This window comes from Blastococcus sp. SYSU DS0973 (assembly GCF_054051055.1).
Window position 1 is genome coordinate 402,114 of record NZ_JBJHAN010000002.1, and the last position, 24,022, is coordinate 426,135.

The window sequence follows — 24,022 nt, forward strand, 5'->3', positions numbered from 1 at the left end:
ATCGGTTATCGGCAGGGGTTGTGATGCACGCGGGACGGATGGCGCAGATGGGACGAATGTGACCTCGCTGTTACCTAGCAGATGCGGACGGTATGTGTCAGCCTCGATGAGTCACAGCGCAATCACAGTCCGTTGCTACAGGCGATCGGACGTCCGGAGGAATCACTCGTGCGCACTTCCCATTCCGTGGTCGGCCGCCGTGCCCGCTTGCTCGCGGCCGCCGCCCTCGTCTCCCTGACCACGGCCTGCGGCCCGGCCGACTTCGGTCTCGATGCCGCTGGTACGGCTGGGAGCACCGATGTGACCAGCCGGCCGGAGGTCGGCCAAGCGCTCTCACTCGGGGACGCGGCGACCGCTCCGAGCGATGCCGTCCCCTCGGAGGTGCAGTCGGCCACGGCGCCGGTCCAGATTCCGGCACAGGAACAGCCCGAGGCCCAGGTAGCCGAGACCACCGAGCCGCAGGCCGAGGACGCCGGTGAGCAGGCCGAGGACGCCGGTGAGCAGGCGGCGGTAGCCGCCCCCGCCGAGGTGGCGCCCGCAACGTCGCAGGCGGTCGCGACCGCCGAGCCGGTGCGCCGGAAGCGGAGCTCGTCGGGCCGGCCGGCCCCGGCCCCCGCCCCCGCCCCCGCTGTGGCACCGGCCGCCGCCGCACCGGCCGCCGCGGGCAGCTCCTCCGGCGGCGCGGGCGGTTCGTTCGCCGACCAGCCGCGGCAGTCGTTCACCGCCCGCAACGGGCACACCGGGCGCTACCTGCTCTACGCCGGCGGCATCGACCCCGCGAAGCCCGTCAGCCTGGTCGTCTACCTCGACGGCACCGGCGAGTACGGCATCAACAACCCGAGCTCCTCCTACGCGCTGGGCGGCTCGTCCGGGCTGGTCGCGAACGCCAAGGCGCGCAACGCGATCACGCTCGCGGTGCAGAGCCCCAACCAGTCCTGCAAGTGCTGGCACACCGGTGACACCAGCGGCTACGCCGACTTCCTCGCCGAGCTGATCGAGAGGCAGCTCGCCGGCTACCCGGTCACCGAGGTGTGGCTGAGCGGCTTCTCCTCCGGTGCGCAGGAGATCACCAGGTTCCTGGTGCCGCAGCACCCGGAGCTGATGCGCCTCGGCGGGGGCTGGGTGGTGTTCGGCGGCGGTGGCCCACCGGCCGGCAACGCGTCCGGCCTGACCGCCGCCAGCATGACCGGCGTCCGCGGCCACTGGTTCACCGGCACCGCCGACACCGCCGTCCCGCTGACCGCCTCCTGGGGGGCGCAGGCCGGGGAGCGGTTCTACGCCGGCCGCGGCGTCGTCACGTCGGGCGACTACCCGAACGGTGTCGGCCACGCGCTCGACGGCCGGCTCGGCCGGACGGTGGGCCAGCTGATGGACGCCTCCTAGGGACTACGACGGTGGGCGCTTCCCCGCGGGGGAGCGCCCACCGTCATCTCGGGGGGATACCGCTCCCCCACCCCCGGTCAGTCCACGCGCCGCGCGATCCGGCCGGCCTGCAGCACCCGGTCGACCAGGTCCTGGGTGAGGTCGGCACGGACGTCGTCCGGCACCGGGAGTCCGCTGTCGGCGTACCAGTCGGGCGAGGCCTCGGGATGCGGACCCACAACGCCCACCGCGCCCCGGCCGAACGGTGCGACGACCGCCGCGGGCAACCCGTTGTCGTAGGTCGCCAGCACCTCCGCCGGTCCTCGTGCGGGGTCCAGGTCGAACCAGGGCCCGTCCTGGAAGTAGACGTGGCGACGGCGTCCTTCCCAGGTCAGGGAGACCACGCTGTCGCCGTCGTGGTCCGGCCGGGCCCCGGGCGAGGAGATGAACTGGTCGGTGTCCCCAGGAAGCAGCCCGAAGCCCGGGGTCTCGCCCGCGAGGTACCCGCCCAGGCAGAACCCGAGGTAGCCACCGCCGGAGCGGACGAACTCCCGGATGGCCTCCGCCGAGCCCCGCATCTTCCGGTACGCCCGCCGCAGTTCGCCCCCGCCGGGCTGGGCGTAGAGCCGGGCGGTGGCGAGCACGCCCGGCTCCAGCGGCAGCTCCTCCCGAGGCCCGACGAACCGGACGTCGAGGTCCCACCGGCTCCGGCGCAGTGCGGCGGCGACGGCCTCGGGACAGCCCGGTGTCGTCGCCGGACCGCGGTAGACCAGCGCCAGGCTCCTGCCGCTGGACGCGGGTCCACGGAGGTCAGGGCCCACCGACGCCGCCGTGCGGGGTGCCGGCCATCGCCGCCCGCTTCCAGTCCGTGCGCGACTGCACCCTCCGACGCACGGCACCGGTGGCCTGGGCCACGATCTCCTCCAGTGGCCCCCGCGCGTGGGACCGGCTCCACAGCAGCGCGAACGCCAGCACGAGGGCCGTCTGGATGAGCAGCCCCTCCGGCCCACCCGGCATCCCCGACCAGCTGAGCAGCAGCAGGTGCAGGGAGTAGAGCGTGAGCGTCATGCTGCCCGCCGCGGCCAGCGGTCGCAGGAGGGCGCTGGTGGCGCGGCCGACGAGGATGGCGCAGCCGAGGACGACCAGCCCCAGACCGATGGTGAAGGCCAGATCCAGCGGTGTGGTGGAGTGCGGCAGCGTTGTCGCCAGCCACCAGCCGGTGTCCGTCGGCGTCGTCCCGGTCCACCCGACCGCCATGACCACGGCCAGATCGTCAGGAGTCATCGACCGGCTCGCGACCGCCTCGAGGTCGGCACGGCCGCCGAGGACGTCGAGGAAGAACCACGAGATCGTCTGGGCAGCCACGACGAGCCCGGCCCCGGTCAGCGTGATGAGCGCGACCGTGCGCCGCGAGGACAGCAGTGCACGCCCGACGGCCAGCCCGGCGCAGAGGTAGGCCATCCAGGGCAGCGCCGGGTACACGCCGGTCAGCGCGAGCTCCCGCAGCACCTGGCCCGGGTCACCGACCAGATCGCCGAACGTCAGGTTCGGCACGGTGCGCCGCACTTCCGTCCCCGCCCGCAGCAGGTGGCTGAGGACCGGCATGACCACTGCGATCGCGACGGCCAGCGCCACGAGTGCGCGGCCGGACAGAGCGAGCAGCGGGATCGCGAGCAGGAAGAGCAGCGCGTAGTACGGCAGGATCACCGCGGCGAAGTCAGCGGGCACCACGGAGCCCAGGAGCAGCCCGACGGCACCGATGAGGAGCCCCCGGACCAGGAGCGCGGCCGCGTAGCCGGGCCAGGTCCGCGCGGTCGGCCGCCGCCGCCGGCCGGTGGCGAACGCCACGCCGACGCCGGCCAGCAGCGCGAACAGCGCCGCGGACTTGCCCGCGGCCAGCGTCCAGGCCAGCGAGGCCTCCCCGTCGTCCTCGACGGCCACGATGTTGTGCACGGCCATCATGCCGAACAGCGCGATACCGCGGGCGGCGTCGATGCCGACCAGGCGGGCGCTCGACCGCTGGGCCGGCGCGGTGCTCGACGGGGTCCCGGAGACGTCGCCGGACGGGGCCGGCTCACAGGCGTGCGGCAGCGAGGACTGCGTGCTCGACGTCATCGCCGGGCCGCCGTCGCCCCGGCCGACGCGCGGCGCCGCTGGCGCGCCGGCGGAACCGTCGGCGCCCGACCGACCTTCTGCGCCGGGATGCCGCACCAGGTGGTCTCCCTCGGCAGCACCTCCCCCTTCATCGCGAGCGACAGGGCGGCCAGCGTGGCGTCCTCCTCCACGACGGAGCCGTACAGGACGACGGCCTTGTCACCGACCGTGGCGCGGTCACGCAGGATCACGTGGTCCATCTTCATGACGCGGTCCTCGAACAGGTGGGTCTGCAGCGACGCGTTCGTGCCCACCGAGACGTCGTCCCCGATGGTCACGAGGTCGAACTCGGTGACGTACGTCGTGTCGATCAACGTCCGCCGGCCGACCCGGCAACCGAACAGCCGGAGTGCGGGGCCGAGCAGCGGGGTTCCGGTCAGGAAGGTGAGCAGCGCCGGCACCGCCGCGGCCTCGTAGATGCCGGTCACGAACTCCGTCCGGCGGACGAAGCCGCTCCACAGCGGCCGCACCCGCGGCCGGTAGCGGCCGACGAGAGCCCACTTGAGGGCAGCCACCAGGAACACGACCAGGACGCTGGAGGCCAGGGCCACCAGCGGCGCGAGCAGGACCGTGGCCACCGTGCTCCATGAGGCCGCCAGCGAGGAGAGCCCGTACAGGGTCGCGAACATCGCGACGGCGAGCAGGGAGCTCGGCAGCACGATCCGCAGACCCTCGATCGCGTACCGGGCCCGGACCTTCCCCTTCGGCGGCGCGAAGGTCTCGGCCTCGGTGAACTCGTCGAACATCTCCCGACGGGGCAGGTAGAACGCCGGCGATCCCAGCCAGGCCGTGCCGGGCTCGGTCCGGCCGGTCGGGGGAACGGTGCGGACCCCCACCAGTGAGTCGTCGCCCAGGTGCGAGCCCGACGGGATGAAGGCGGCGTTCCCGACGAAGGCGCGGGACCCGATCTCGGTCCGACGGAAGGCGACGTGACCGTTGGCGTAGGTCGCGCTCCCGACACTGGCCATGTCGGCCACGAAGCTGCCCTCGCCGAGGGTGAGCAGGTCCGGGTCGATGTTGGCGATCGTGGACACCTCGGCGCCCTTGCCGACCTTCGTCCCCATCGCCCGCAGCCACAGCGGCGTGTAGAGCGTCGCGTACATCGTGTTGTTGAACAGCAGGCTCTGCTCGAGCAGCTTGTCGCCCAGCCACTTCTCCAGGCCCAGCTGGGACCGCAGGTGGTGCACACCCTCCGGGGTCTCCGGCTGCACGAGGCGGCGGCTGCCCAGGATCAGGGCGCAGGAGGCGGCCACGAACAGCGGGCCGGAGAGCGCGGTGACCAGGAGAGCTGCCAGCGTGCCGAAGGAGAGCAGGGTCCACCACACGACCGCCACGATCGGCAGCATGATGAGGAACGGCATCGCCTCGAGGAACAGGACGCCTCCGGCGAAGCCGGCCAGCAGCCGGCTGGACCACGTCCGGGGTGCGTCCGCACAGCCGGCCATCAGCTCGACCACCGGGTCCATGGTGTCGGGCGCCGGCTTCGCCGGAGACCCGGCCCAGGTCTCGCCCGCGGGAACGCTCCGCCGGGACGTCAGCAGCGACTGGTCGCTGAGGATGGCGTTCTCGCCGACCTCCGAGTCGCACTCCAGCACGCTCTCGGACCCGATGACGGCGCCGGCACCGACGGTGACCGGGCCGATGGTCACGATGCCCTCGGCGACGCGGTGCGCGTGCAGCTGCGCCCCGTACCCGATCGTCGCGCCGCGGCCCACCCGAAGGAACGACGGGAGCGAGATGTTCGCCGTCCCGATGTGGCTCTCGTCGTCGATCTGCGCGCCGGCCAGCCGCAGGTAGGTCACCGCCCACGGAGATCCGCTCAGGATGGTGAGCGGAGAGATCGACATCAGCTTCTGCACGGTCCACACCCTCAGGTGCATGCCGCTCCAGAGCGGGTGGTCACCGGCGCGCAGGCCACGGGAGAGCACCCGCGAGCCGACGACCGGGAGGACCCAGCGGAACAGCAGGTAGAACACCGGCAGAGCGATCGCCAGCTGGATGATCAGGCCGAGTGAGGGCTGCCCGTCGCTGAGGCCGTACAGGACGCCGACGGGGAGCAGGAACAGCAGGATGATCGCGTAGAGGACCGAGAACTGCGCCGTCCCGAAACCGAGAACCCGCTGCCGGGAGGGCGGCTCCGGCCGGGGCTCCCGCGGCTCGAGGGTCACGGTCCCGCCGGCCTGGTCCCGGTCACCGTCCTCGAGGAAGGTGGCCAGGGCGCGGACGGTGGGGTGGCGGTAGAAGTCGAGGATGGACAACCCCGAGCCCAGGTCGCTCTCCCGCATGGCGGAGACGACGTTCGCCGCGACGAGCGAGTGCCCGCCCAGCGCCTCGAAGAAGTTGGCCTCCACGGAGACCGCACCGGCCGGCAGGCCCAACGTCTCCTCCCACAGACCGGCGATCCAGGCCTCCGCCGGCGTCTCCGGGGACTGGTGCTCGCCGGCGGTGCGGATGAGCCGGGGCCGGGTGGGCGCCGGCAGCCGGCCGCGGTCTGCCTTGCCGCTGGGCAGCATCGGGATCGAGGCGACCGCGTCGAGGTACGACGGCACCATGTAGGGCGGCATCTGGGCCGCCAGCTGCTCGTGCAGCTCGGGGAGGAGCTCGTCGGCCACCCCCGCATCCCGCAGGATGACGTACCCGGCGAGATCCCCGCCGGTGTCCGCCGAGGCCAGCAGGGTGACGACGGCACCGGTCACCTGGGGGTGCTCCAGCAGGACGCTCTCGATCTCCTGCAGGTCCACACGGTGGCCCCGCACCTTGACCTCGCTGTCCGCGCGGCCCAGGTACTCCAGCTCCCCGTCGGGGAGGAAGCGGCCCAGGTCGCCGGTGCGGTAGATGCGCTCGCCCGGGATCCCCCGCGGGTCGGGGATGAAACGGTCCGCGGTGAGATCAGGGCGGTTGACGTAGCCGCGCGCCACGCCAGGACCGCCGACGCAGATCTCGCCGACGGCTCCCGCAGGGACCGGCTGGCGGTCGTCGTCGAGCAGGGTGACCCGGTAGGTCGGTAGCGGGCGGCCGATGGTGACCGGCTTGCCCGGCCGGAGTTCGGCCATCGTGCACGTCACGGTCGTCTCGGTGGGCCCGTAGGTGTTCAGGATCCGGCGGCCGGGGCCCCAGCGGTCGACCAGCTCACGGGGGCAGGCCTCGCCGCCGACGTTGACCGTGCGGATCAGCGGGAGGACGCGGTCGAGTGTCGCGAGCACGGTGGGGACGCAGTAGATCATCGTGATCTCGTTGTCCTCGAGGAAGTCGGCCAGCCCCGACCCGATCCGCCGGCCGTCCGTGGGGCCGGCCACGAGCGTCGCCCCGACGGCCCAGGTGGGCCAGATCTCCTCGATGGAGAAGTCGAAGGCGATGGTCATGCCCTGGTAGACCCGGTCGGTGGACTCGACCCCGTACAGGACCGGGACGATGCCGATGAAGTTGCAGATGCTCGACTGGGTGATCTCCACACCCTTGGGGCGACCGCTCGAGCCCGACGTGTAGATGATGTAGCAGACCGGGTCGCCGTCGGACTCGACGCCGGGCCGGGAGCTCGACTGGACCGCGAGCTCGGGCCCCAGCTCGTCGAGGTAGAGACTCTCGCTGGGCAGCGCGGCACAGGACGCGGCGAACGACGTGTGCGTCACCAGCAGGCTCACCGAGGAGTCCTCGGTGATGTACTGCAGCCGGTCGGCGGGCGTCTCGGGGTCGATGGGGACGAACGTCGCCTCGGTCTTCGTGACCGCGAGCAGGGCGACGTAGGTGTCCACCGAGCGGTGGAGGAGGATGCCCACCCGGACACCGACGTGCGCACCCCGGGCCATCAGGAGGTTCGCCAGCCGGTTCGCGCGCTGGTCGAGCTCGGCGTAGGAGAGGCGCTCGCCCTCGACCTCGAGCGCGGTGGCCGACGGATGGTTGTCGCAGGCGCGCTCGAAGTACCGGCTCAACCGGGTGCAACCGGAGCGCTGGCCGGACATCTCGGCCGCGAAGTTGTCGTGCAGCCGGTACGAGACGGCGGTGTCGGAGGGAGCGGTAGTCCTGGTGTCCTGCTCAACATCTCCCGGGAATGTCGAGAAAAAGTCCCACTCGTCGCTACGCGTCGTCATTCATTCACTCTCTGCAGCCCTCTTGATCACCGAACCACCCGAGATTACGACCCGATCCGATCATTTGCACAATGTCTCCACACGGCGCGAGATCGCCAACTGCTTTGCGCCACCAATCGGCCGTTTCGTCACTTAGAATCACCGCATCATTGCTGTCGGTCATATGGCTGGACGGGAGTTCAGCGCAATACCACCTTTTATTTTTGAATGCTCACGCATTGCTCATGAGCCCGGGTGCACACGGCTGTCGACGACGAGGACCGGAGGAGCGCATGGACCGCACAGGCGTAGCGGGGGCACCACTTCGCCGACCACTGGTCTTCGTCGCCCGGCCCGCCGCGGTGCTGGAGGCGGGGGATCAACACCTCCTCGCGGAGAGCGAGCGACGGCGTGGCGCCGCACTGCGGCTTCCGGCCGACCGCGAGGCCCATGCCGCCGCACATCTGCTCGCCCGATACTGCGCCGCGGCGCTGACGGGGCGGCCCGTGGCCACGCTGGAGCTCGTGCAGCGGTGTCCGGACTGCGGGTCGACGGAGCACGGCCGGCCGTCCATCGCCGGCCTGCCCGACCTGCACGTCAGTCTCGCGCACACCCGCGGGGCGGTGGCCGCCGGTGCCGACCGGCGGCCCATCGGCGTCGACGTGGAGGGCGCGAACACCTACGACGCCACCCCGGCCGCCATGGACTACGCGCTCACCTCCGCCGAGCTGGCGCGGGTCCGGTCGGCGGAGGACCCGCCGACCGCGTTCCTTCGCCACTGGGTGCGCAAGGAGTGCCTCGTGAAGGTCGGGGTCGTCAGCCTGGACGGGCTGACCCGCGTGGAGCTCGACCCCGCCACCGAGCGGAACGCCGGCGGGGGACGCACGTCGAGCCGCTTCGGCTCCCTGCACCTGCTGGACTGGTTCGACCGGTCACTGGGCGTGGCGATCGCGGCAGCCGCCGCAGAACCGCCGGCCGTGGCCGCCTTCCCCGTCACCGGCCGTCGGGGGAGGCCGTGACAGCCGGCGTCCACCCCGGCCCCGCGGGAGCGATCGGCGCAGGAATGGCGGCAGGCCCGGGAGGGGCCGCGATCGGTGGGAGCCGCTCATCGGCACGTCGCTGTCACATCCCGCACATCCCCGCCGAGCCGGCCCATTTCGCCATCTCATCGGCAACGGTGGACGCAATGGCCGGGAGAGCGAGTGGGACAATTCCGAGAACGGGAGAAGCACATCACTCGACGGGTGACCGATCGAGTGACCCCCCGCCGCCGGTCGGCGATGCGTTCCGGCCATCGGCACTGGATTGACGCAGTCCGGTGCGTAAAGTTCTCCCCCGGGTGAGATCCGCCCGGTTCCCTCGGAGGTTGTATTGAGCAGGCCCGTCGTCGTCCTCGGCGCACTCGCGTTCCTCTTGTCCGCCACCGGGTCGGCAGCGGCCGAACCGCCCGTGGAAGTGACCGGTCAGATCACCGACGCGGCCGGCGTGCTCGGCGACGGAACGGCGGCAGCCGAGGAGGCCGTGAGGGAGCTGGCGGCGGAGGATGACCTCGGCCTCTACGTCGTGTTCGTGTCATCGTTCGACTCCGCGGAGCCCAGCGCGTGGGCGGAGAGGACTGCGGAGATGTCCGAGCTCGACGAGAGAGACCTCCTGCTCGCCGTCGCCGAGGGCGAGGCCTCCTACGAGTACAGCTGGTGGGTCGACGAGGCCTTTCCGCTGACGGAGGGCGGCGTCGAGGAGATCATGACCAGCGAGGTGGAGCCGCGCCTGGGAGAAGGCGACCGGTCCGCCGCCGTCGTCACCCTGGCCTCCGAGCTGCAGCGCCTGGCGGAGACCGAGGCGGCAGCGGACACCCAGGCCGAAGAGGAAGCCGCAGCCGAAGCCGCTCCGTGGTCGGCCACCACCACCGTTCTGCTCGTCGCCGGGGTCGCGGTCGTCCTCCTCGCCGCGCACCTGCTCTCCCGCCGGAGGTCATCGCCCACCTCGTCCTAGTAGCACCGCAACCGTCGGCGTCACACTGGTGTCCAGCAAGCCGACCGTGCACAGGGAGTACACAGGCAGGTCACCAGGGAAGCGCAGGCGCCCTGTCCACGCTGTTCAGCATGAACATCACGACGGTGAGTCTTGATGAGCCGACGTCCGTCACCGCAGCTCCGCCGCAGCACCCGCGCCCCGGCGTCGCGGACAGATTGCGCCTGGCGGCCACCTACGCGGAGAAGGCGTCCGTCCCGATGCGTGCGGCAGGCGCCGGAGTCGTGAACCTCACCACCACGCACGACCCCGCCCTGTGCGCCGGACGGAGCTGCTCCCGGCACCATCCGAGCAACCACCACATGCGGGCCTGGCCGAAGGTTTGGCGCGAGTATTACGGCTTCCACGACCGGATGTGCTCGCACGGCGTCGGGCACCCCGACCCGGACGACGTCGTCCACCTCCAGTCGGTCGGTGGGGTCTCCGCGGCCCACCCCTGCGACGGGTGCTGCATCGCACCCCTGGAGGTTCTCCCCTGAAACGCGCTGGCACGGCTCATGCCGTACGGCGACGGGGTGGCACACCCCCCTGCATGCACCCCCGTCCGGAGGCGGTCACCGTGCCCGACGCGGATCGGCGACATCGCCCCTCCACCACTGCCTGGCACGTGCGCTGGTACCGCTGGGCCGGCCCTGACGCGTTCGGCGGATCGAGCCCGTACGCCTGCCGCTGCGGCGTGGTGCGGCCCGGCATCTGATCGCGACGGGCGGTCAGCCCCGCGCGGTACCGCCGGCCGCTGGGCGGCCGGGCAGGACGTCGGCCACCTCGAGGCTGTGGGCATCCGCCGTACGGCGCAGCGCCCAGTCGGCCGGCAGCACCAGCCGCGGAGCGACCCCGATGAGCGCGGCCATGAGGAAAGCGACCCCGGCCAGCGCCTCGCCGGCCTCCTCGACGAAGGTGGCGGTCACCACCCAGCTGCCGGGGACGACCGAGGCGAGGGCGGACAGCCCGACGGCGGCGACCGCGTAGCCGGTGAGTGAACCCAGCACGCGGCGGCGGTCACGGCGGTCGGTACGGCTGAGAAACCAGAGGGCCGAGACGACGGCGGTGGCGATCGCGGCACTGATGACCAGCGCGCCGGTGGCCCCGACAGCGTCGGTCAACGCGGTGCCGGCGTCGACGTGCACGGCGCTGCCGGCCTTCACCGCGGCGATCCCGGCGGCCACCAGGCCGACAGCCAGCCACCAGCTGCGGCGGGTGGTGGCCGCTCCGGCGATGGCGACGAGCGCCGCGGCGCCGAAGAGCGCGGTCACGTACAGACGCGGCAGCGACGACGGGGCGTCCATCGAGAACAGCTGAGCGACGGGACCGGTGGCGCCGGCCAGCCGGAGTGCGTAGCCGGTGGTCATGAGCGCGACGGCGAGCCCGGCGAGGGCCATGCCGACCGGGGGGAGCGGTACGGCGCGCCGCCGGGTGCGGCGAGCCGGCGTGGTGGCGGCGACGAAGGAACTGGGCACCTCCGCGGTGGTCAGCGTGGGGGAGCCGGCGGCGGTGCTGCGATCGGCCAGCCCGACGCCGCGGCCGATGACCAGCGCGAGCAGGGTCGCGAGCACCAGCCACAGAGCCAGCCCGACGAGAATCCACAGCCACGTCACGCCGGGACCATCGACCCCACCGGCCCGGCACTTGACCGCTACCGAGGTGACGTCACCCGACCGGGTGTGACCTGCTCAGTCCCGCGTCTGCAGGTACTCGGTGAGCCGCGTGCGCCAGTCCCCGATCCGGACGCCGGCCGCCGCGCTCTTGCTCAGGTCGAGGACGCTGTTGAGCGGTCCGGGGGCGATGCCGGTCCTCCCGGCGAAGTAGTCGGCGGTGCTCACCTGGGTGACGTCCTCGGCGGAGCGGCCGCGGGCGGTGAAGACCAGTGCCGCGACGTCGGCCCAGGATGCGGGGTCGCCGTCGTTGGTCAGGTTGTAGGTGCCGTAGGGGGCGCCGGTCCCGACCACGTGCCCGATGCCGGCGGCCAGATCGGCGGCGAGCGCGAGCCGGCCGGTCTGGTCGTCGACCACGGACGGGGAGATCCCCCGGTCGGCGAGCCCGGCCATGGTGCGCACGAAGTTGCGCCCCTCTCCCACCACCCAGGTGGTGCGCACCAGCCAGTGCCGCTCGATACCCGGAGCGGAGCTCCGCTCAGCCCGCCGTGAGACGGGTCTCCATGCAGGTATGGACGGTAGTCGGCGGGACGCTGCATCCCTCGGGCCTCCACCATCGACAGAGGGTGGCCTGGCGCCTACCCCGCCCGTCGCCCGAGTGCCCGGTAGGTCCAGCCCGCAGCGGTCCACGCGTCGCGATCGAGGGCGTTGCGCCCGTCGAGCACCCGCTTCTGCTTGACGACCTTGCCGAAGGCGACCGGGTCCAGCTGCCGGTACTGCTTCCACTCAGTGAGCACCAGGACGGCGTCGGCGCGGTCGGCCGCCTCTTCGGCGGTGTCGGCGTAGTCCAGCTGCGGCCACAACCGGCGGCTGTTCTCCACCGCGGCCGGATCGGTCACCCGCACGACGGCGCCCTGCAGCTGCAGCTGGGCGGCGACGTTCAGCGCCGGGGAATCACGGATGTCATCGCTGTCGGGCTTGAACGCCGCCCCCAGCACCGCGACCCGCTTGCCCAGCAGCGACCCGTCGCAGACCTCGCGGGCCAGCTCCACCATGCGGATCCGCCGCCGCATGTTGATGTTGTCGACCTCGCGCAGGAACGTCAGCGCCTGGTCCGCACCCAGCTCCCCCGCCCGGGACATGAACGCGCGGATGTCCTTGGGCAGGCAGCCGCCACCGAACCCCAGCCCGGCGTTCAGGAACTTCCGGCCGATCCGGTCGTCGTAGCCGATCGCGTCGGCCAACTGCTTGACGTCGGCACCGGTGGCCTCGCACAGCTCGGCCATCGCGTTGATGAACGAGATCTTCGTGGCCAGGAACGAGTTCGCCGCCGTCTTCACCATCTCCGCCGTGGCGTAGTCGGTGACCACCTGCGGCGTGCCCCGCTCGACGATCGGCGCGTACACCTCATCGAGCAGCCTCCGCGCCGTCTCGCCGTCCTCCCCTGCCGGCAGCCCGTAGACCAGCCGGTCCGGGTGCAGGGTGTCCTGCACCGCGAACCCCTCGCGGAGGAACTCCGGGTTCCACGCCAGCAGCGCCCCCGGCACCTTGCCCTCCACCAGCTCGGCCAGCCGCGCCGCCGTCCCCACCGGAACCGTCGACTTCCCGGCCACCAGCTCCCCCGGAGCGAGGACGTCGAGAAGAGACTCGGTCGCCGCTTCCACGTACCGCATGTCGGCGGCGTACTCCCCGCGCTTCTGCGGCGTTCCCACGCACAGGAAGTGCACCTGCGAGCCGGCGGCGTCGTCAAACTCCGAGCTGAACCGAAGACGACCGGAGCTGAGCGACCGTCCCAGCAGTTCCTCGAACCCAGGCTCGTAGAAGGGAGCCTTCGCCTCGGACAGCGAGCGGACCTTATCCCGGTCCACGTCCAGACCGACGACGTCATGGCCGAGCTCGGCCATCGAGGCGGCGTGCACCGCACCCAGATAACCGCAGCCGATGACCGAGATCCGCATCGTTTCCTCCGCTCAGGGCCGCCCGCATCGGAGGAGACCGAGCGACAACTGCCACCCGGCACGGTAAGGGATCCTGACCGGAGTGTGGAAGGACGGTCACCCCTGGCGAAGACGGTCACTCGTTCGTGACGGTCGGCACGGACAGGGACTTCTCTTCGTGATCAAGAAATGACCCACCGTAGGACCCGGCCGAGTCGACCCCATTCCGCGGCAGGCGATCCGAAGTCCCGTGGTCGGGGCGATCGCCCAGGGCCGACGATCGAATAGGGTCCGCACCGATGTCCTGGCCGCGCCCCCACGATGCGCGGCTGAGTGGCCCCCACCGGCCGGCGAGCAGAATGAGGCAGTGATGACCTTCGGCCAGAGACCGGTGTACGACGTCTACGGCGCCGGCGGACACGCGCAGGTCGTGATCGACGTCCTACGGGCTCAGGGGGTCCGCGTCAGGCGGCAGTACAACGACAGGCCGCACAACCAGCACCCGGCGACGATCAACGCCACCCCGGGCATCCGAAGGGTCGGCCCCGACCAGTTCCCGGCGATGGACCTGCCTGTCGTCCTGGCCGTCGGCATCAACGGGGAGCGCGCCGAGCTCGCCGGGATGCTCGACGCCCACTTCGGGCAAGCCGTGCACCCGTCGGCGATCGTGGCGCCCACGGCGGAGATCGGTGAGGGCACCGTGGTGCTGCACGGCGCCATCATCCAGCCCAATGCCCGTGTGGGGCGGCACGTCCTCGTCAACACGGCGGCCAGCATCGACCACGACTGCGTCGTCGAGGATTACGCACACATCAGCCCGCACGCCACCTTGAGCGGGCACGTGCACATCGGCGAGGGCACCCACATCGGGGCCGGCGCGGTGCTGATCCCCAAGATCAGAGTGGGTCGCTGGTGCCGGGTCGGGGCCGGGACCGTGGTGGTCCGCGACCTCCCCGACCACTGCACGGCGGTCGGCAACCCGGCTCGCATCCTGCCCGACCGAACCGGAGAGCCCGTCCCGGACTGGGCCCTGTTCCGTTCGGGATCGCCGGAGAGCAGTCGCCTGGTCGATCACGTGAGTCGTCATGGCCGAACGGCAAAGGAGAAGTGCAGTGGGTGAGAGCGAGACCATGGAGCCGCGCGAGCACGACCTGGTGTTCGTCGGCGCCGGTGCCTCGACGTCGTACGTCCTGATGTCCCTCCTGGACACGCTTCTCGACGTCCCCACCGCCCCGCCGCTCCGCATCGGCGTCGTGGAACGGGCCCCGGACCCGTTCACCGGAGTGCCCTACGGATCCCGCGCCGCGCGCACCTCGCTGCTCATCACGGCACTCCGGGACTTCCTTCCGGCTGCGGAGCGGGCCCGGTTCACCGAATGGCTGAGCGCGAACAAGGACTGGGCCTTCGACGAGTTCCTCTCGGCGGCCGGCCCCTTCTCGGCCCGGTGGTGGGAGCGCCACGAAGACGAGATCCGCAACGACCGGTTCGACGCCCTCTTCCTACCCCGGTACGTGTTCGGCGAGTACCTGGCGCGGCGCACCCGGGAGTCGGTCGCCCGGGCAGAGACAGTCGGCGTGGCGAGTACCGAGGTGGTGCACGACGAGGTCGTCTCGATCGATCCGGCGGAGGGCGGTTACCTGATCAGCTGTCGCGGGCGGACTCTCCGCGCCCGGCGCGTCGTCCTGGCAACGGGTTCCGCCCCGGTACTCCCGCGGCTGGAGTCCGACCTCGTCGGACGGCTGGGTGCCGTGCTGGTGGACGACCCGTTCAGCAGCATGAGCACGGCGGTCGAGCGGGTCCGTGCGGCGGTGGCACGGCGACCTGAGGACCGCCCGCCGCACGTGGTCATGATCGGCGCCAACGCCGGCACGATGGACATGCTCTACCAGTTGAACAACATGGCCGACGGCGTGGCGGAACCGGTGACGTTCACAGTCATCGCACCCAGCGGCCAGCTGCCCGAGCGGATCGACGACCTCGCCACCCCGCGACCGTTCACCGCCCAACGACTCGAGGCCTTGCAGGACGCCGACGTCGTCGACGCGCAGTCCATCTACCTGGCCGCTGTCGACGACATCGAGCGAGGCCAGGCCGCGGGCCTGTCGGTGACCGACACGCTCGCGCCGATCTCACAGGCCGTAGTGCACCTCCTGCCCCGGTTGTCCGATGCCCAGACGGGTGAGTTCGCCGACCGCTGGGGGGTGGAACTCGGCAAGCGTCAACGCCGGGCCGGCTGGGAGTACTGCGAGGTCGTGGATCACCTCGCCGCGGAAGGTCGACTCCGGGTGGTGGCGGGCTCGTTCGTGGACGTGGTCGCCGACGAGCCACACCAGGTGCGCGCCCGGTACCACGTGGACGGTGTCCTCCACCGGCTCGAGCCGCCCGCCGATGCGGTCGTCAACTGCGGCGGCCCGGGGCGGAGCCTCCAGCAGACCGCGCCGCCGCTGCTGACGCAGCTCATCATCAACGGGCTCTGCCGCCTGACCCCGTCGGGCGGTGGTGTCGCGGTGGACACGTCCCTGGCCGCGGCGCCGGGCCTGTTCGTCATGGGTCCCCTCGTCGCAGGGAACGTGGTCAACGGCGCGCCGGTGTGGCACATGGAGCACTGTGGCCGGATCAGTGCGTTCGGTGCTGCTCTCGGCGCCGACCTCGCGCGCACGCTGGTCACCAGCGCCGGCTGAAGGGCTGGCTGCCCGCAGGCTCAGGCGTCGCCGCCCAGGGACCGCCACTGAGCACGGAGCCCTGAGACGATGTCCACGCTGGGCTCCCAGCCCAGCTGCTCCCGGATCCTGTCGGCCGAGCCACCGGTCCGGCGGACGTCCCCGGCCACGGCCTCCTTGCGGTCCACGTGCAGCCGCCCCCCGGCCATGCCGGACAGGACCTCGAGCACCTCGTTGACGCTGATGCTGGTCCCGCCCGAGACGTTGAACACCGATCCGGGGCGGACGTCCTGCCGGGCAGCCCTGAGGTTGGCTTCCACGACATCGTCGACGAACGTGAAATCACGGACCTGTTCACCGGTACCGAAGACCTCGATCCGGTCCCCGGCGAGGGCCGCCCGGATGAACCGGTTGAACGCCATGTCCGGTCGTTGGCCGGGGCCGTAGACGGTGAAGTACCTGAGCGAGACGGTCGGCACGTCGAAGTTGCCGGCGTAGAGGCTGCACAGGTGCTCAGCCGCCAGCTTGGTCACGCCGTAGGGACTGTGCGGTCGCGGGACGTCGTCCTCCGTCGTCGGGTACGCCAGCGCGTTGCCGTACACGGACGACGAGGAGGCGTAGACCAGCCGCTGGAGATCCGGGGACCGGCGGGCGGCCTCGAGCAGACGCTGCGTGGCGAGGACGTTGGCGTCGACGTACGTCCCGAAGTCGTCACCCCACGACTTGCGCACCCCCGGCTGGCCGGCCTCGTGGAACACGAACCTGACCCCCTCGAGGAGGGAGTCCAGGTCCGCCGCGTTCAGATCCTCGCCGACGAACGAGAAGCCCTCCGACGGGATCGTGGCGAGGTTCTCCTTCTTCAAGGCAGGGTCGTAGTAGTCGGTGAGGGAGTCCACCCCGATCACCTGTTCCCCTGCGGCCAGGAGGCGCCGGGCGAGGGCGCTGCCCACGAACCCGGCTACTCCGGTGATGAGCGTGCTCACGTCGGGTTCCTCCTCGTGTCTGCGATTGACTCTGCCGGCGCTTCCGTGACCAGGGTCGACCCGAGCTGGCCACTGCGCGGCTCGCTCACCGAGCTGCCGGCTCCACGGCTGCGCCCGGCCGGCCGGACCTGCGACGGGTGCCCGGAGGGCGCCGGAGCCTGCTGGTGCCCACCCCTGATCAGCATCACGTTGGCGACCGCGACGGGCAGGAAGATCGCCCACACGTAGCCCGGCGCCTGCAGATAGGGGTTGGAGGCGTTGGCGAGCAGCATGCCCGCCGCGGCGATGCACGCCACGACCAGGCTCGGCAGGAGGTCGGGTCGGGCCCGTGCCGCGCGGACCACCGCATTGAGCGTGAAGAGGGCGCCCGCGACGACGAGCAGCGCCCCGACGACCCCCGTCTGGAAGAGCAGTGCGTGGTACTGCAGCTCCCACCGCCACGGTTCCTCTTGACTTCGCCAGAACCCCTGGATGGTGGCACCGAAGCCATGGCCGAACACCGGGGACTGCGCCCACGCGTCCAGGAGCTTGTCCGCCTGCAACGTCCGCAGCCGGTCCTCGGACGCGCTGTAGCCGGCGACGGAGTCGCCGGTCACATAGCTCAGCAGACTTCCCCAGGCGGCACCGAGGATCCCGCTGAACGGACTGCCGGGGGCGAGCGCCAGCAAGGCCACGGCTGGGCCACCCACCACGAGGACTCCGGCCCTCTCCGCCCGTGACCGTGGGGTCCCCCGCGGCGTGAGGAGAAACTTGAGCAGCCATGCGAGCGCCGGGGCCAGGACGAGGACGACGGCGAGAGCCCTGCGCCCACCGGCCAGCGTGCCGGCGGTCGCAGCCGCCGCGGCCGCTGTCCGGAGCCACCACGGCGGAAGGAGACGATCCCGGTGGACGAGCAGGGAGGCGATCCACATGGGTCCCGTCGCGATGAGCGTGGAGAGACCGTAGAAGCGGACCTGGGTGTAATCGCCGTCGCCGAAGCCGGCGCCGTACTGCTCGAGGATCCAGTCCGGCACCACGGCCGGGAAGCTGCCCGTCTGCTGGGCGACGTAGATGGTGATCGTCGCCCCGATGAAGACGGTGACGACGGCTGCCACCGAGAAGGCCATCCGCAGCATCCGCTCGTCGACGGCTGCAACGATCATCCAGTAGAGCAACGGCGCCGCGACGAAGACGAGGAGTCCGCCCATGAAGCCCGGATTCGTGGTGCCCACGGCGAGCCCCACCAGGGCGAACACGAATGTCGTCAGGACAGCCGGAACCAACGGTCCGGCCAGCCGGCGACGAGCGATGAGCATCGCACCGAAGGCCAGGGCGCCCAGCCCCGCCAGGACAGGGACGAGGATGTAGTTCGTCGAGACCGGCCGGGCCAGGACATACCCGAAGAGCAGCAGCGCCACCCAGCGCCACGCATCCACACCGCCTCGCCTCACGACGGGTCACACTAACGACATCGCCCCGCTTGCAGTACGGCCGGAATCGGCACCACCGGATCGGTTGACCCCCGACGCTCCGCCCCGCCGGGAACCCCCGGCTCGTGCGCGGCGACTCCGCGGCGCGCGCCGCGGGTCCCCCCTCGCGGGTCCGCAGAGGTGACGGGGACCCGGTGGACGCGATCACGGTGGGCGGCTGTCCCCCGGACGGGTGACGAGGAGTTATCACGCTCTGCAACTACACCGGGTCGTTTCCGAAACGACAAGCCGCAGTTACGCTCAGTGAGATCCCCCGGACCGCCGGGGGATGCCCTGATGACCAGCGCTTTTCGGCTTCGACCCCCAGCCGGCGTGGCATGCTTTTCGACGCGGCGCGCAGCGCACCCGCCAAGTTCGACCGGACTGGCACTACGGTGCGTATTCGCCGATCAAGGAGCGGCAGGACGATGGAGCAACGGGGCCCGGCCAGGGCTCCCAGGTGTCGAAACGGGGAGCACTTGGAACTGAACGACGCGCTCGGAGCCATCCGCAAGGGAGTCGGCCTGATCGTCGCCGGACTGCTCGTGGGACTCGCCGCAGCCGGCCTGATCAGCGCGCTCACTCCACGCACGTACGCGTCCGAGACACAGCTGTTCGTCTCTGCGGTCGACACCCCAGGAACGACGACGAACCCGTACAACAACGATCTCTTCTCGCAGCAGCGCGCCGTCTCGTACGTCCAGATCCTGACCGGCGAGGAACTGGCCGGCGCGGTGGTGGACGAGCTCGGGCTCGAAACGGGTGCCGAGGACCTGCTCCAGCAGATCGAGGTCGTTCCCCTGCCCGGCACGGTGGTCCTGGAGGTGCGGGTCACCGACACGTCCCCCGAGCGGGCCCAGCAGATCGCCGCCGCCGTGGCCCGCGAGTTCGTCCAGCAGGTGACCGATCTGGAGACCAGAGCCGGGGCGGCGATCCCGGCCGTCGACGTGCGCACGATCCAGGCTGCGGACTTCAACCCCGAGCCGGTCAGCCCCGACATCGTCCGGAATCTTGCGGTGGGCGCGGCCCTGGGCCTCGTCCTGGGACTAGCTCTCGCCCTTCTCCGCGGCCGGCTGGACCGGTCCGTCCGCACCGACGAGGAGATCCGTGCCGCCGCGGGCACCGAGGTCCTCGGGAGAGTGGCCGCGGACCGGAGCCTGGCCAAGCACCACGTGGCCTACGGTGCCGGGGACCACTCACCGGCAGCGGAGGCTTTCCGTGCGTTGCGGCTGAAGCTGCAGCACGGCGATCCCACCGTTCCGCCGCGCGTGGTCGTGGTCACTGCTTCGAACAGCGGCGAGGGCACCTCGACGGTCGCCGTCAACCTGTCGGTCTCGCTGGCCCGGTCGGGCAGTCGTGTGATGCTGGTGGACGCGAACCTCCGGCGACCGCGAGTCGCCCGTTATCTCGGGCTGACCGAGGACGGGGCGGGACTCACCGACGTCCTGGCGGACACGGCCGACCTGCACCAGGCGACGCAGCGGTGGACGGACAGCCGGCTCAGCGTCCTCGACGCCGGCCCCCTGTCCGTCGACAGCGACGAGATCCTCGGCTCCCCGCAGATGCGCCGCCTGCTCTCGCAACTGCGTGAGGCCTACGACTTCGTGATCATCGACGCTCCTCCCCTCCTGCCGGTGGTCGACGCGGCCGCCCTCAGCGTGCTGGCCGACGGTTGCGTGCTCGTCGCCGAGTTCGCCTCGACCAAGCGGGAGCACCTGGTCGAAGCCGCATCCGCGGTCACCCGCGTCCGCGCGGACCTGCTGGGGGTGGTGCTCAATCGGGTGCCCAAGAAGGCGATCGCGGCGCCGGGCGGCAGGCGCAGGTACGCGGCGGACTCCGGGCGCCGGCGTGCCCCCTCGCCCCTCAGCACGTCCGATGAGGAGCGTGCGGGCAGTCGCCAGGCCCACCCACCCGTCCCCGTGCCGTCGCGGGTCCAGGAATGACCCGGCCGGCGATGCCCGCCGGGACTCGGAGGTGCTCCCCGCTGTCCGCCGCCGACGTGTGGCCCCGCCCCGATCGATGCAGCTGCCCGTACGAGAGCCATGGACCCTCGGATGAAGGGATGTCGGCGTGACGACGCAGAGTTGGCCGTCCCGGTGGAAGGTCATCCGCTACCTGATCCTGGTGGTGGACGTGCTCTCGCTGCAGGCGGGCCTCGTGCTCGCCACGGCAGCCCGGTACGAGGGGTCGCTGGGGAATGCGAACGCCCAGGGGCTGTTGGCCGGGATGATCGTGTCGACCGTCGTCTTCTGCACCGCCTCTGTGCTGCTGCGCCTGCACCAGGGGCGCTACGGCGTGGGCAGGGCCGAAGAGCTCAAGGCCCTGGCGGCGGCCATCGCGGTGACCGCGTTCGTCGTCCTGGTGCTCGACGCCGCCGCCGGAACACCCCGGCTGCTGCCGCTGAGCGTCCCCCCCATCGGTGCCGCGCTCTCGTTCGTCCTCATGATGGCGGTGCGGCTGGTGATCCGGAGCCAGCGGGAGGGGGCCGTCCGGCCGCGGACAGGCCTCCCCACCCTCGTCTTCGGCGCGGGCGACGCAGGTGACCAACTCATCCGGTCGATGCTCAGCGACCCGCAGAGCCCGTACCTGCCGGTCGGGCTGCTGGATGACGACCCGGACAAGCGGCACGTGCGCATCCGCGGGGTCCGCATGCTCGGCGGCCGCGAGCGGATCGCCGCGGCAGTGGCGGCCACCGGAGCGGAGGTCCTGATCATCGCCCTGCCCTCGGCCGATTCCGCACTCGTCCGGGAGCTGTCCAAGCCGGCCACCGAGGCCGGGCTGACGATCAAGGTGCTGCCGCGATTCGCCGACCTCCTCGACGGCCGGGTCGGCATCCGGGACGTGCGGGACATCGACGTCGCCGACCTGCTGGGCCGCCGTCAGATCGACACGAACGTCGACGAGATCGCCGGTTACCTGACGGGGAAGCGGGTGCTGGTGACCGGAGCCGGCGGCTCGATCGGGTCGGAGCTGTGCCGCCAGATCGCCACGTTCGGTCCCGAGGAGCTCATGATGCTCGACCGGGACGAGTCCGCTCTGCACGCCCTCCAGCTCACCATGTTCGGGGAGGCCAGGCTCGACCTCCCGCAGGCGATCCTGGCCGACATCCGGGACGCCGAAGCCCTGCGAGAGCTCTTCGGGCAGCGGCGCCCCGACGTCGTCTTCCACGCGGCCGCGCTCAAGCACGTCAACATGCTCGAGCAGTACCCGGCCGAGGGGTGGAAGACGAACGTGCTCGGCACGCGGAACGTCCTCGCAGCAGCGACCTCAGTCGAGGTCAGCCACTTCATCAACGTCTCCACCGACAAGGCTGCCGACCCGGTGAACGTCCTCGGCCGGACGAAGCGCATGGCCGAGAGACTGACGGCCACGTATGCCCAGACCAGCAGCGGACGGTACCTGTCCGTCCGGTTCGGGAACGTGCTCGGCAGCCGCGGGTCGGTCCTGGAGACCTTCGCCGCACAGATCGCACGGGGCGGGCCGGTGACGGTCACCCATCCGGACGTCACGCGCTACTTCATGACCATCCCCGAGGCCGTGCAGCTGGTGATCCAGGCGGGGGCCATCGGCAACGCCGGTGAAGCACTCGTCCTCGACATGGGGACGCCGGTGCGGATCGCCGATGTGGCCGCGCAGCTCATCAACAGGGAGGCTCGGCCGATCAACATCCTCTTCACCGGACTGCGTCCGGGGGAGAAGCTGCACGAAGATCTCCTCGGCGCCGGTGAACATGGTGACCGCCCCGTCCACCCGATGATCAGCCATGTCCCGGTTCCCCCGCTGGACCCCGATGCCGTGACCGACCTCGAGGCGGCGCACTTCCTCGACGGAGCCCTGGTGCCTCGTCACGGGACGACGGGACAGCCGCTGGCCCACGACCGGTGGCAGCCGGTCCGGACGGTCGCACGATGACCGCACCGAGCACGCAGGCGCGAGAGCGCGTCCTCCTCTCCACCCCGGACGTGGGCGACCTGGAGGAGGAACGGGTCGCAGCGGCGATCCGGTCCGGCTGGATCGCCCCGCTGGGCCCCATGGTCGACGCCTTCGAGGAACAGGTCGCCGCCAGGTGCGGGCGGCGGTACGCGGTCGCCCTGTCCTCCGGCACTGCCGCCCTCCATCTGGCTCTGCTCCAGCTGGGGGCAGGTCGTGGGACCGCGGTGATCGTGCCGACGTTGACGTTCGCCGCCACGGCCAACGCCGCTGTGTACACCGGTGCCGAACCGGTCTTCGTCGACTGCGATGCCGAGTCGGGAACCCTGGATCCGGTGCTGCTCGAGCAGGCGTTGACGTCGCTCCGGGCCGACGGCGTCCGGGTCGCCGCGGTCGTCCCGGTGGACCTCCTGGGCCGATGTGCCGACTACACCCGGTTGATCCCTGTCTGCGAGCACTTCGGTGTGCCGATCGTGTCCGACGCGGCGGAGGCGCTCGGGGCGAGCCACGACGGCCGGCCGGCGGGGTCCTTCGGCCTCATGGCGGCCCTGTCGTTCAACGGCAACAAGATCATGACGACCAGTGGCGGGGGCATGCTGCTGTCCGACGACGCCTCGGTCGCGGCCCGAGCGCGTTATCTGAGCACGCAGGCACGGCAGCCGGCTGTGCACTACGAGCACACGGAGATCGGTTACAACTACCGGCTCAGCAACGTCCTGGCCGCCCTGGGCCTGGCCCAGCTCGAGCGGCTGGACCAGATGATCGGACGCCGCCGGCGACTGCGTGAGGAGTACACCCGGCTGTTCACCGGCGTTCCCGGGGTCCGGATCTTCCAGCGTGCGGGCGACCGGGCGGACAACTGCTGGCTGACCGCGATCCTGGTCGATCCCCGGGAGGCCGGCTGGTCGGCGGACGATCTGAGGGTCGCGCTGGATGTCGCCGACATCGAATCCCGTCCGCTGTGGAAGCCGATGCACCGCCAGCCCGTGTTCACCGGTGCCCGCTCCTATCTCAACGGCTCGGCCGACCTCCTGTTCGGCAGCGGGCTCACGCTGCCGAGCGGGTCTGCGCTGACCACCGAGCAGGTCGACCACGTCCTGTCCAGCACGCGCTCGTTCCTCGGGCGCCAGCGGTGACCGCGCGCCGTCGCGCCTACCTCGGCGTCAAGCGGGGCATCGACCTGGTCGTATCGGGCGCCGGGCTCGTGGTCTCGGCGCCGGTGATGGCAGTCGTCGCCGTCGCCGTGCGGTGCGACGTCGGGTCCCCCGTCCTCTTCCGTCAGATGCGCCCCGGCCGGGACGGCCGACCGTTCGAACTGGTCAAGTTCCGGACCATGCGGTCCCTCGGCGATTCCGACACGGTCGACACCGACGCTCAGCGCCTCACCCGCTTCGGCCGCTGGCTCCGGAGCACCAGCCTCGACGAGTTGCCCACGTTGTGGAACGTGCTCCGGGGGGACATGAGCCTCGTCGGGCCCAGGCCCTTGCTCATGGAATACCTCGACAGGTACAGCCCCGAGCAGTTTCGCCGGCACGAGGTACGACCTGGTGTCACCGGGCTGGCCCAGGTCCGAGGACGCAACGCGCTGAGCTGGGACGAAAAGTTCGCCGCCGACGTCGAGTACGTCGACAACCTCGGGCCGCGGCTCGACGCCCGCATCCTGATGGCCACGCTCGTCACGGTGCTCCGCCGCCAGGGCATCTCCGCGCCGGGTCTGGCCACCATGCAACTGTTCACCGGGAGCGAGGGCACTGCGAGCGAGGGCCGGCATGGTCGCGACCCCGCCGGGCACCGGGCGGACGCCGACCGGCGATCAGTCGGCGCCGACCGGAACGATGCTGCATGACCTCAGCGCATC

At 71.4% G+C, this 24,022-nt stretch carries 18 protein-coding genes; 10 read left to right on the forward strand and 8 right to left on the reverse strand.

Annotated elements, in window-relative coordinates; translation table 11 throughout:
* The first annotated feature begins 168 nt into the window (after positions 1-168).
* Entirely contained in the window at positions 169-1,383 is a 1,215-nt protein-coding gene (locus ACI791_RS05780; protein WP_456585164.1) for a hypothetical protein, read from the forward strand.
* Between the two features lie 77 nt (positions 1,384-1,460).
* Here ACI791_RS05780 and ACI791_RS05785 read toward each other — a convergent pair whose 3' ends face one another.
* From ACI791_RS05785 to ACI791_RS05795, 3 genes are read right to left on the reverse strand one after another with little or no spacing between them, the layout of a single operon-like run.
* Positions 1,461-2,183: a BPL-N domain-containing protein gene (locus ACI791_RS05785; RefSeq protein ID WP_456585165.1), complete on the reverse strand. Its 723-nt coding sequence runs from the start codon at positions 2,181-2,183 to the stop codon at positions 1,461-1,463.
* Positions 2,173-3,477 carry a heparan-alpha-glucosaminide N-acetyltransferase domain-containing protein gene (locus ACI791_RS05790; protein ID WP_456585166.1) on the reverse strand — a complete coding sequence of 435 codons (1,305 nt, stop codon included), beginning with the start codon at positions 3,475-3,477 and terminating at the stop codon, positions 2,173-2,175. Before ACI791_RS05790 ends, ACI791_RS05785 begins: the two co-directional genes overlap by 11 nt.
* Positions 3,474-7,604 (reverse strand): Pls/PosA family non-ribosomal peptide synthetase, encoded by a 4,131-nt coding sequence (locus ACI791_RS05795; protein ID WP_456585167.1) that lies wholly within the window; start codon positions 7,602-7,604, stop codon positions 3,474-3,476. Before ACI791_RS05795 ends, ACI791_RS05790 begins: the two co-directional genes overlap by 4 nt.
* A gap of 272 nt (positions 7,605-7,876) precedes the next feature.
* On the opposite strand from ACI791_RS05795, the gene ACI791_RS05800 reads away from it, so the two are divergent.
* The 3 genes from ACI791_RS05800 (at position 7,877) to ACI791_RS05810 (ending at position 10,093) form a co-directional block, all read left to right on the forward strand.
* Positions 7,877-8,602 (forward strand): 4'-phosphopantetheinyl transferase family protein, encoded by a 726-nt coding sequence (locus ACI791_RS05800; RefSeq protein WP_456585168.1) that lies wholly within the window; start codon positions 7,877-7,879, stop codon positions 8,600-8,602.
* 352 nt (positions 8,603-8,954) lie between these two features.
* Positions 8,955-9,575 (forward strand): TPM domain-containing protein, encoded by a 621-nt coding sequence (locus tag ACI791_RS05805; RefSeq protein ID WP_456585169.1) that lies wholly within the window; start codon positions 8,955-8,957, stop codon positions 9,573-9,575.
* Between the two features lie 110 nt (positions 9,576-9,685).
* A complete protein-coding gene (locus ACI791_RS05810; RefSeq protein WP_456585170.1) occupies positions 9,686-10,093 on the forward strand; it encodes a hypothetical protein in 408 nt (135 codons plus the stop codon).
* 231 nt (positions 10,094-10,324) lie between these two features.
* On the opposite strand, the gene ACI791_RS05815 is transcribed toward ACI791_RS05810, so the two are convergent.
* From ACI791_RS05815 to ACI791_RS05825, 3 genes are all read right to left on the reverse strand, one after another.
* Entirely contained in the window at positions 10,325-11,209 is an 885-nt protein-coding gene (locus ACI791_RS05815) for a hypothetical protein (protein WP_456585171.1), read from the reverse strand.
* A 75-nt stretch (positions 11,210-11,284) separates the two neighbouring features.
* Positions 11,285-11,896: a sugar nucleotide-binding protein gene (locus ACI791_RS05820; protein WP_456585172.1), complete on the reverse strand. Its 612-nt coding sequence runs from the start codon at positions 11,894-11,896 to the stop codon at positions 11,285-11,287.
* Entirely contained in the window at positions 11,845-13,164 is a 1,320-nt protein-coding gene (locus ACI791_RS05825; protein WP_456585173.1) for a UDP-glucose dehydrogenase family protein, read from the reverse strand. The genes ACI791_RS05820 and ACI791_RS05825 overlap by 52 nt, the downstream gene beginning before the upstream one ends.
* 349 nt (positions 13,165-13,513) lie before the next feature.
* Between ACI791_RS05825 and ACI791_RS05830 the strand changes: the two genes are divergently transcribed.
* Both ACI791_RS05830 and ACI791_RS05835 read left to right on the forward strand, forming a co-directional pair.
* The gene (locus ACI791_RS05830) at positions 13,514-14,263 is read left to right on the forward strand and encodes an acetyltransferase (protein WP_456585174.1); all 750 of its coding nucleotides are present in this window, start codon (positions 13,514-13,516) and stop codon (positions 14,261-14,263) included.
* The gene (locus tag ACI791_RS05835) at positions 14,256-15,824 is read left to right on the forward strand and encodes an FAD/NAD(P)-binding protein (protein ID WP_456585175.1); all 1,569 of its coding nucleotides are present in this window, start codon (positions 14,256-14,258) and stop codon (positions 15,822-15,824) included. Before ACI791_RS05830 ends, ACI791_RS05835 begins: the two co-directional genes overlap by 8 nt.
* Positions 15,825-15,844: 20 nt before the next feature.
* Here ACI791_RS05835 and ACI791_RS05840 read toward each other — a convergent pair whose 3' ends face one another.
* The gene (locus tag ACI791_RS05840; protein WP_456585176.1) at positions 15,845-16,786 is read right to left on the reverse strand and encodes an NAD-dependent epimerase/dehydratase family protein; all 942 of its coding nucleotides are present in this window, start codon (positions 16,784-16,786) and stop codon (positions 15,845-15,847) included.
* The gene (locus tag ACI791_RS05845; RefSeq protein ID WP_456585177.1) at positions 16,783-18,216 is read right to left on the reverse strand and encodes a hypothetical protein; all 1,434 of its coding nucleotides are present in this window, start codon (positions 18,214-18,216) and stop codon (positions 16,783-16,785) included. Before ACI791_RS05845 ends, ACI791_RS05840 begins: the two co-directional genes overlap by 4 nt.
* A 497-nt stretch (positions 18,217-18,713) precedes the next feature.
* On the opposite strand from ACI791_RS05845, the gene ACI791_RS05850 reads away from it, so the two are divergent.
* The 4 genes from ACI791_RS05850 (at position 18,714) to ACI791_RS05865 (ending at position 24,010) form a co-directional block, all read left to right on the forward strand.
* Entirely contained in the window at positions 18,714-20,177 is a 1,464-nt protein-coding gene (locus ACI791_RS05850) for a polysaccharide biosynthesis tyrosine autokinase (protein WP_456585178.1), read from the forward strand.
* A gap of 127 nt (positions 20,178-20,304) precedes the next feature.
* Positions 20,305-22,146, forward strand: a complete 1,842-nt coding sequence (locus tag ACI791_RS05855; RefSeq protein WP_456585179.1) for a polysaccharide biosynthesis protein — start codon at positions 20,305-20,307, stop codon at positions 22,144-22,146.
* Entirely contained in the window at positions 22,143-23,300 is a 1,158-nt protein-coding gene (locus tag ACI791_RS05860; RefSeq protein WP_456585180.1) for a DegT/DnrJ/EryC1/StrS family aminotransferase, read from the forward strand. The genes ACI791_RS05855 and ACI791_RS05860 overlap by 4 nt, the downstream gene beginning before the upstream one ends.
* Entirely contained in the window at positions 23,297-24,010 is a 714-nt protein-coding gene (locus ACI791_RS05865) for a sugar transferase (RefSeq protein ID WP_456585181.1), read from the forward strand. Before ACI791_RS05860 ends, ACI791_RS05865 begins: the two co-directional genes overlap by 4 nt.
* Positions 24,011-24,022: the final 12 nt, after the last annotated feature.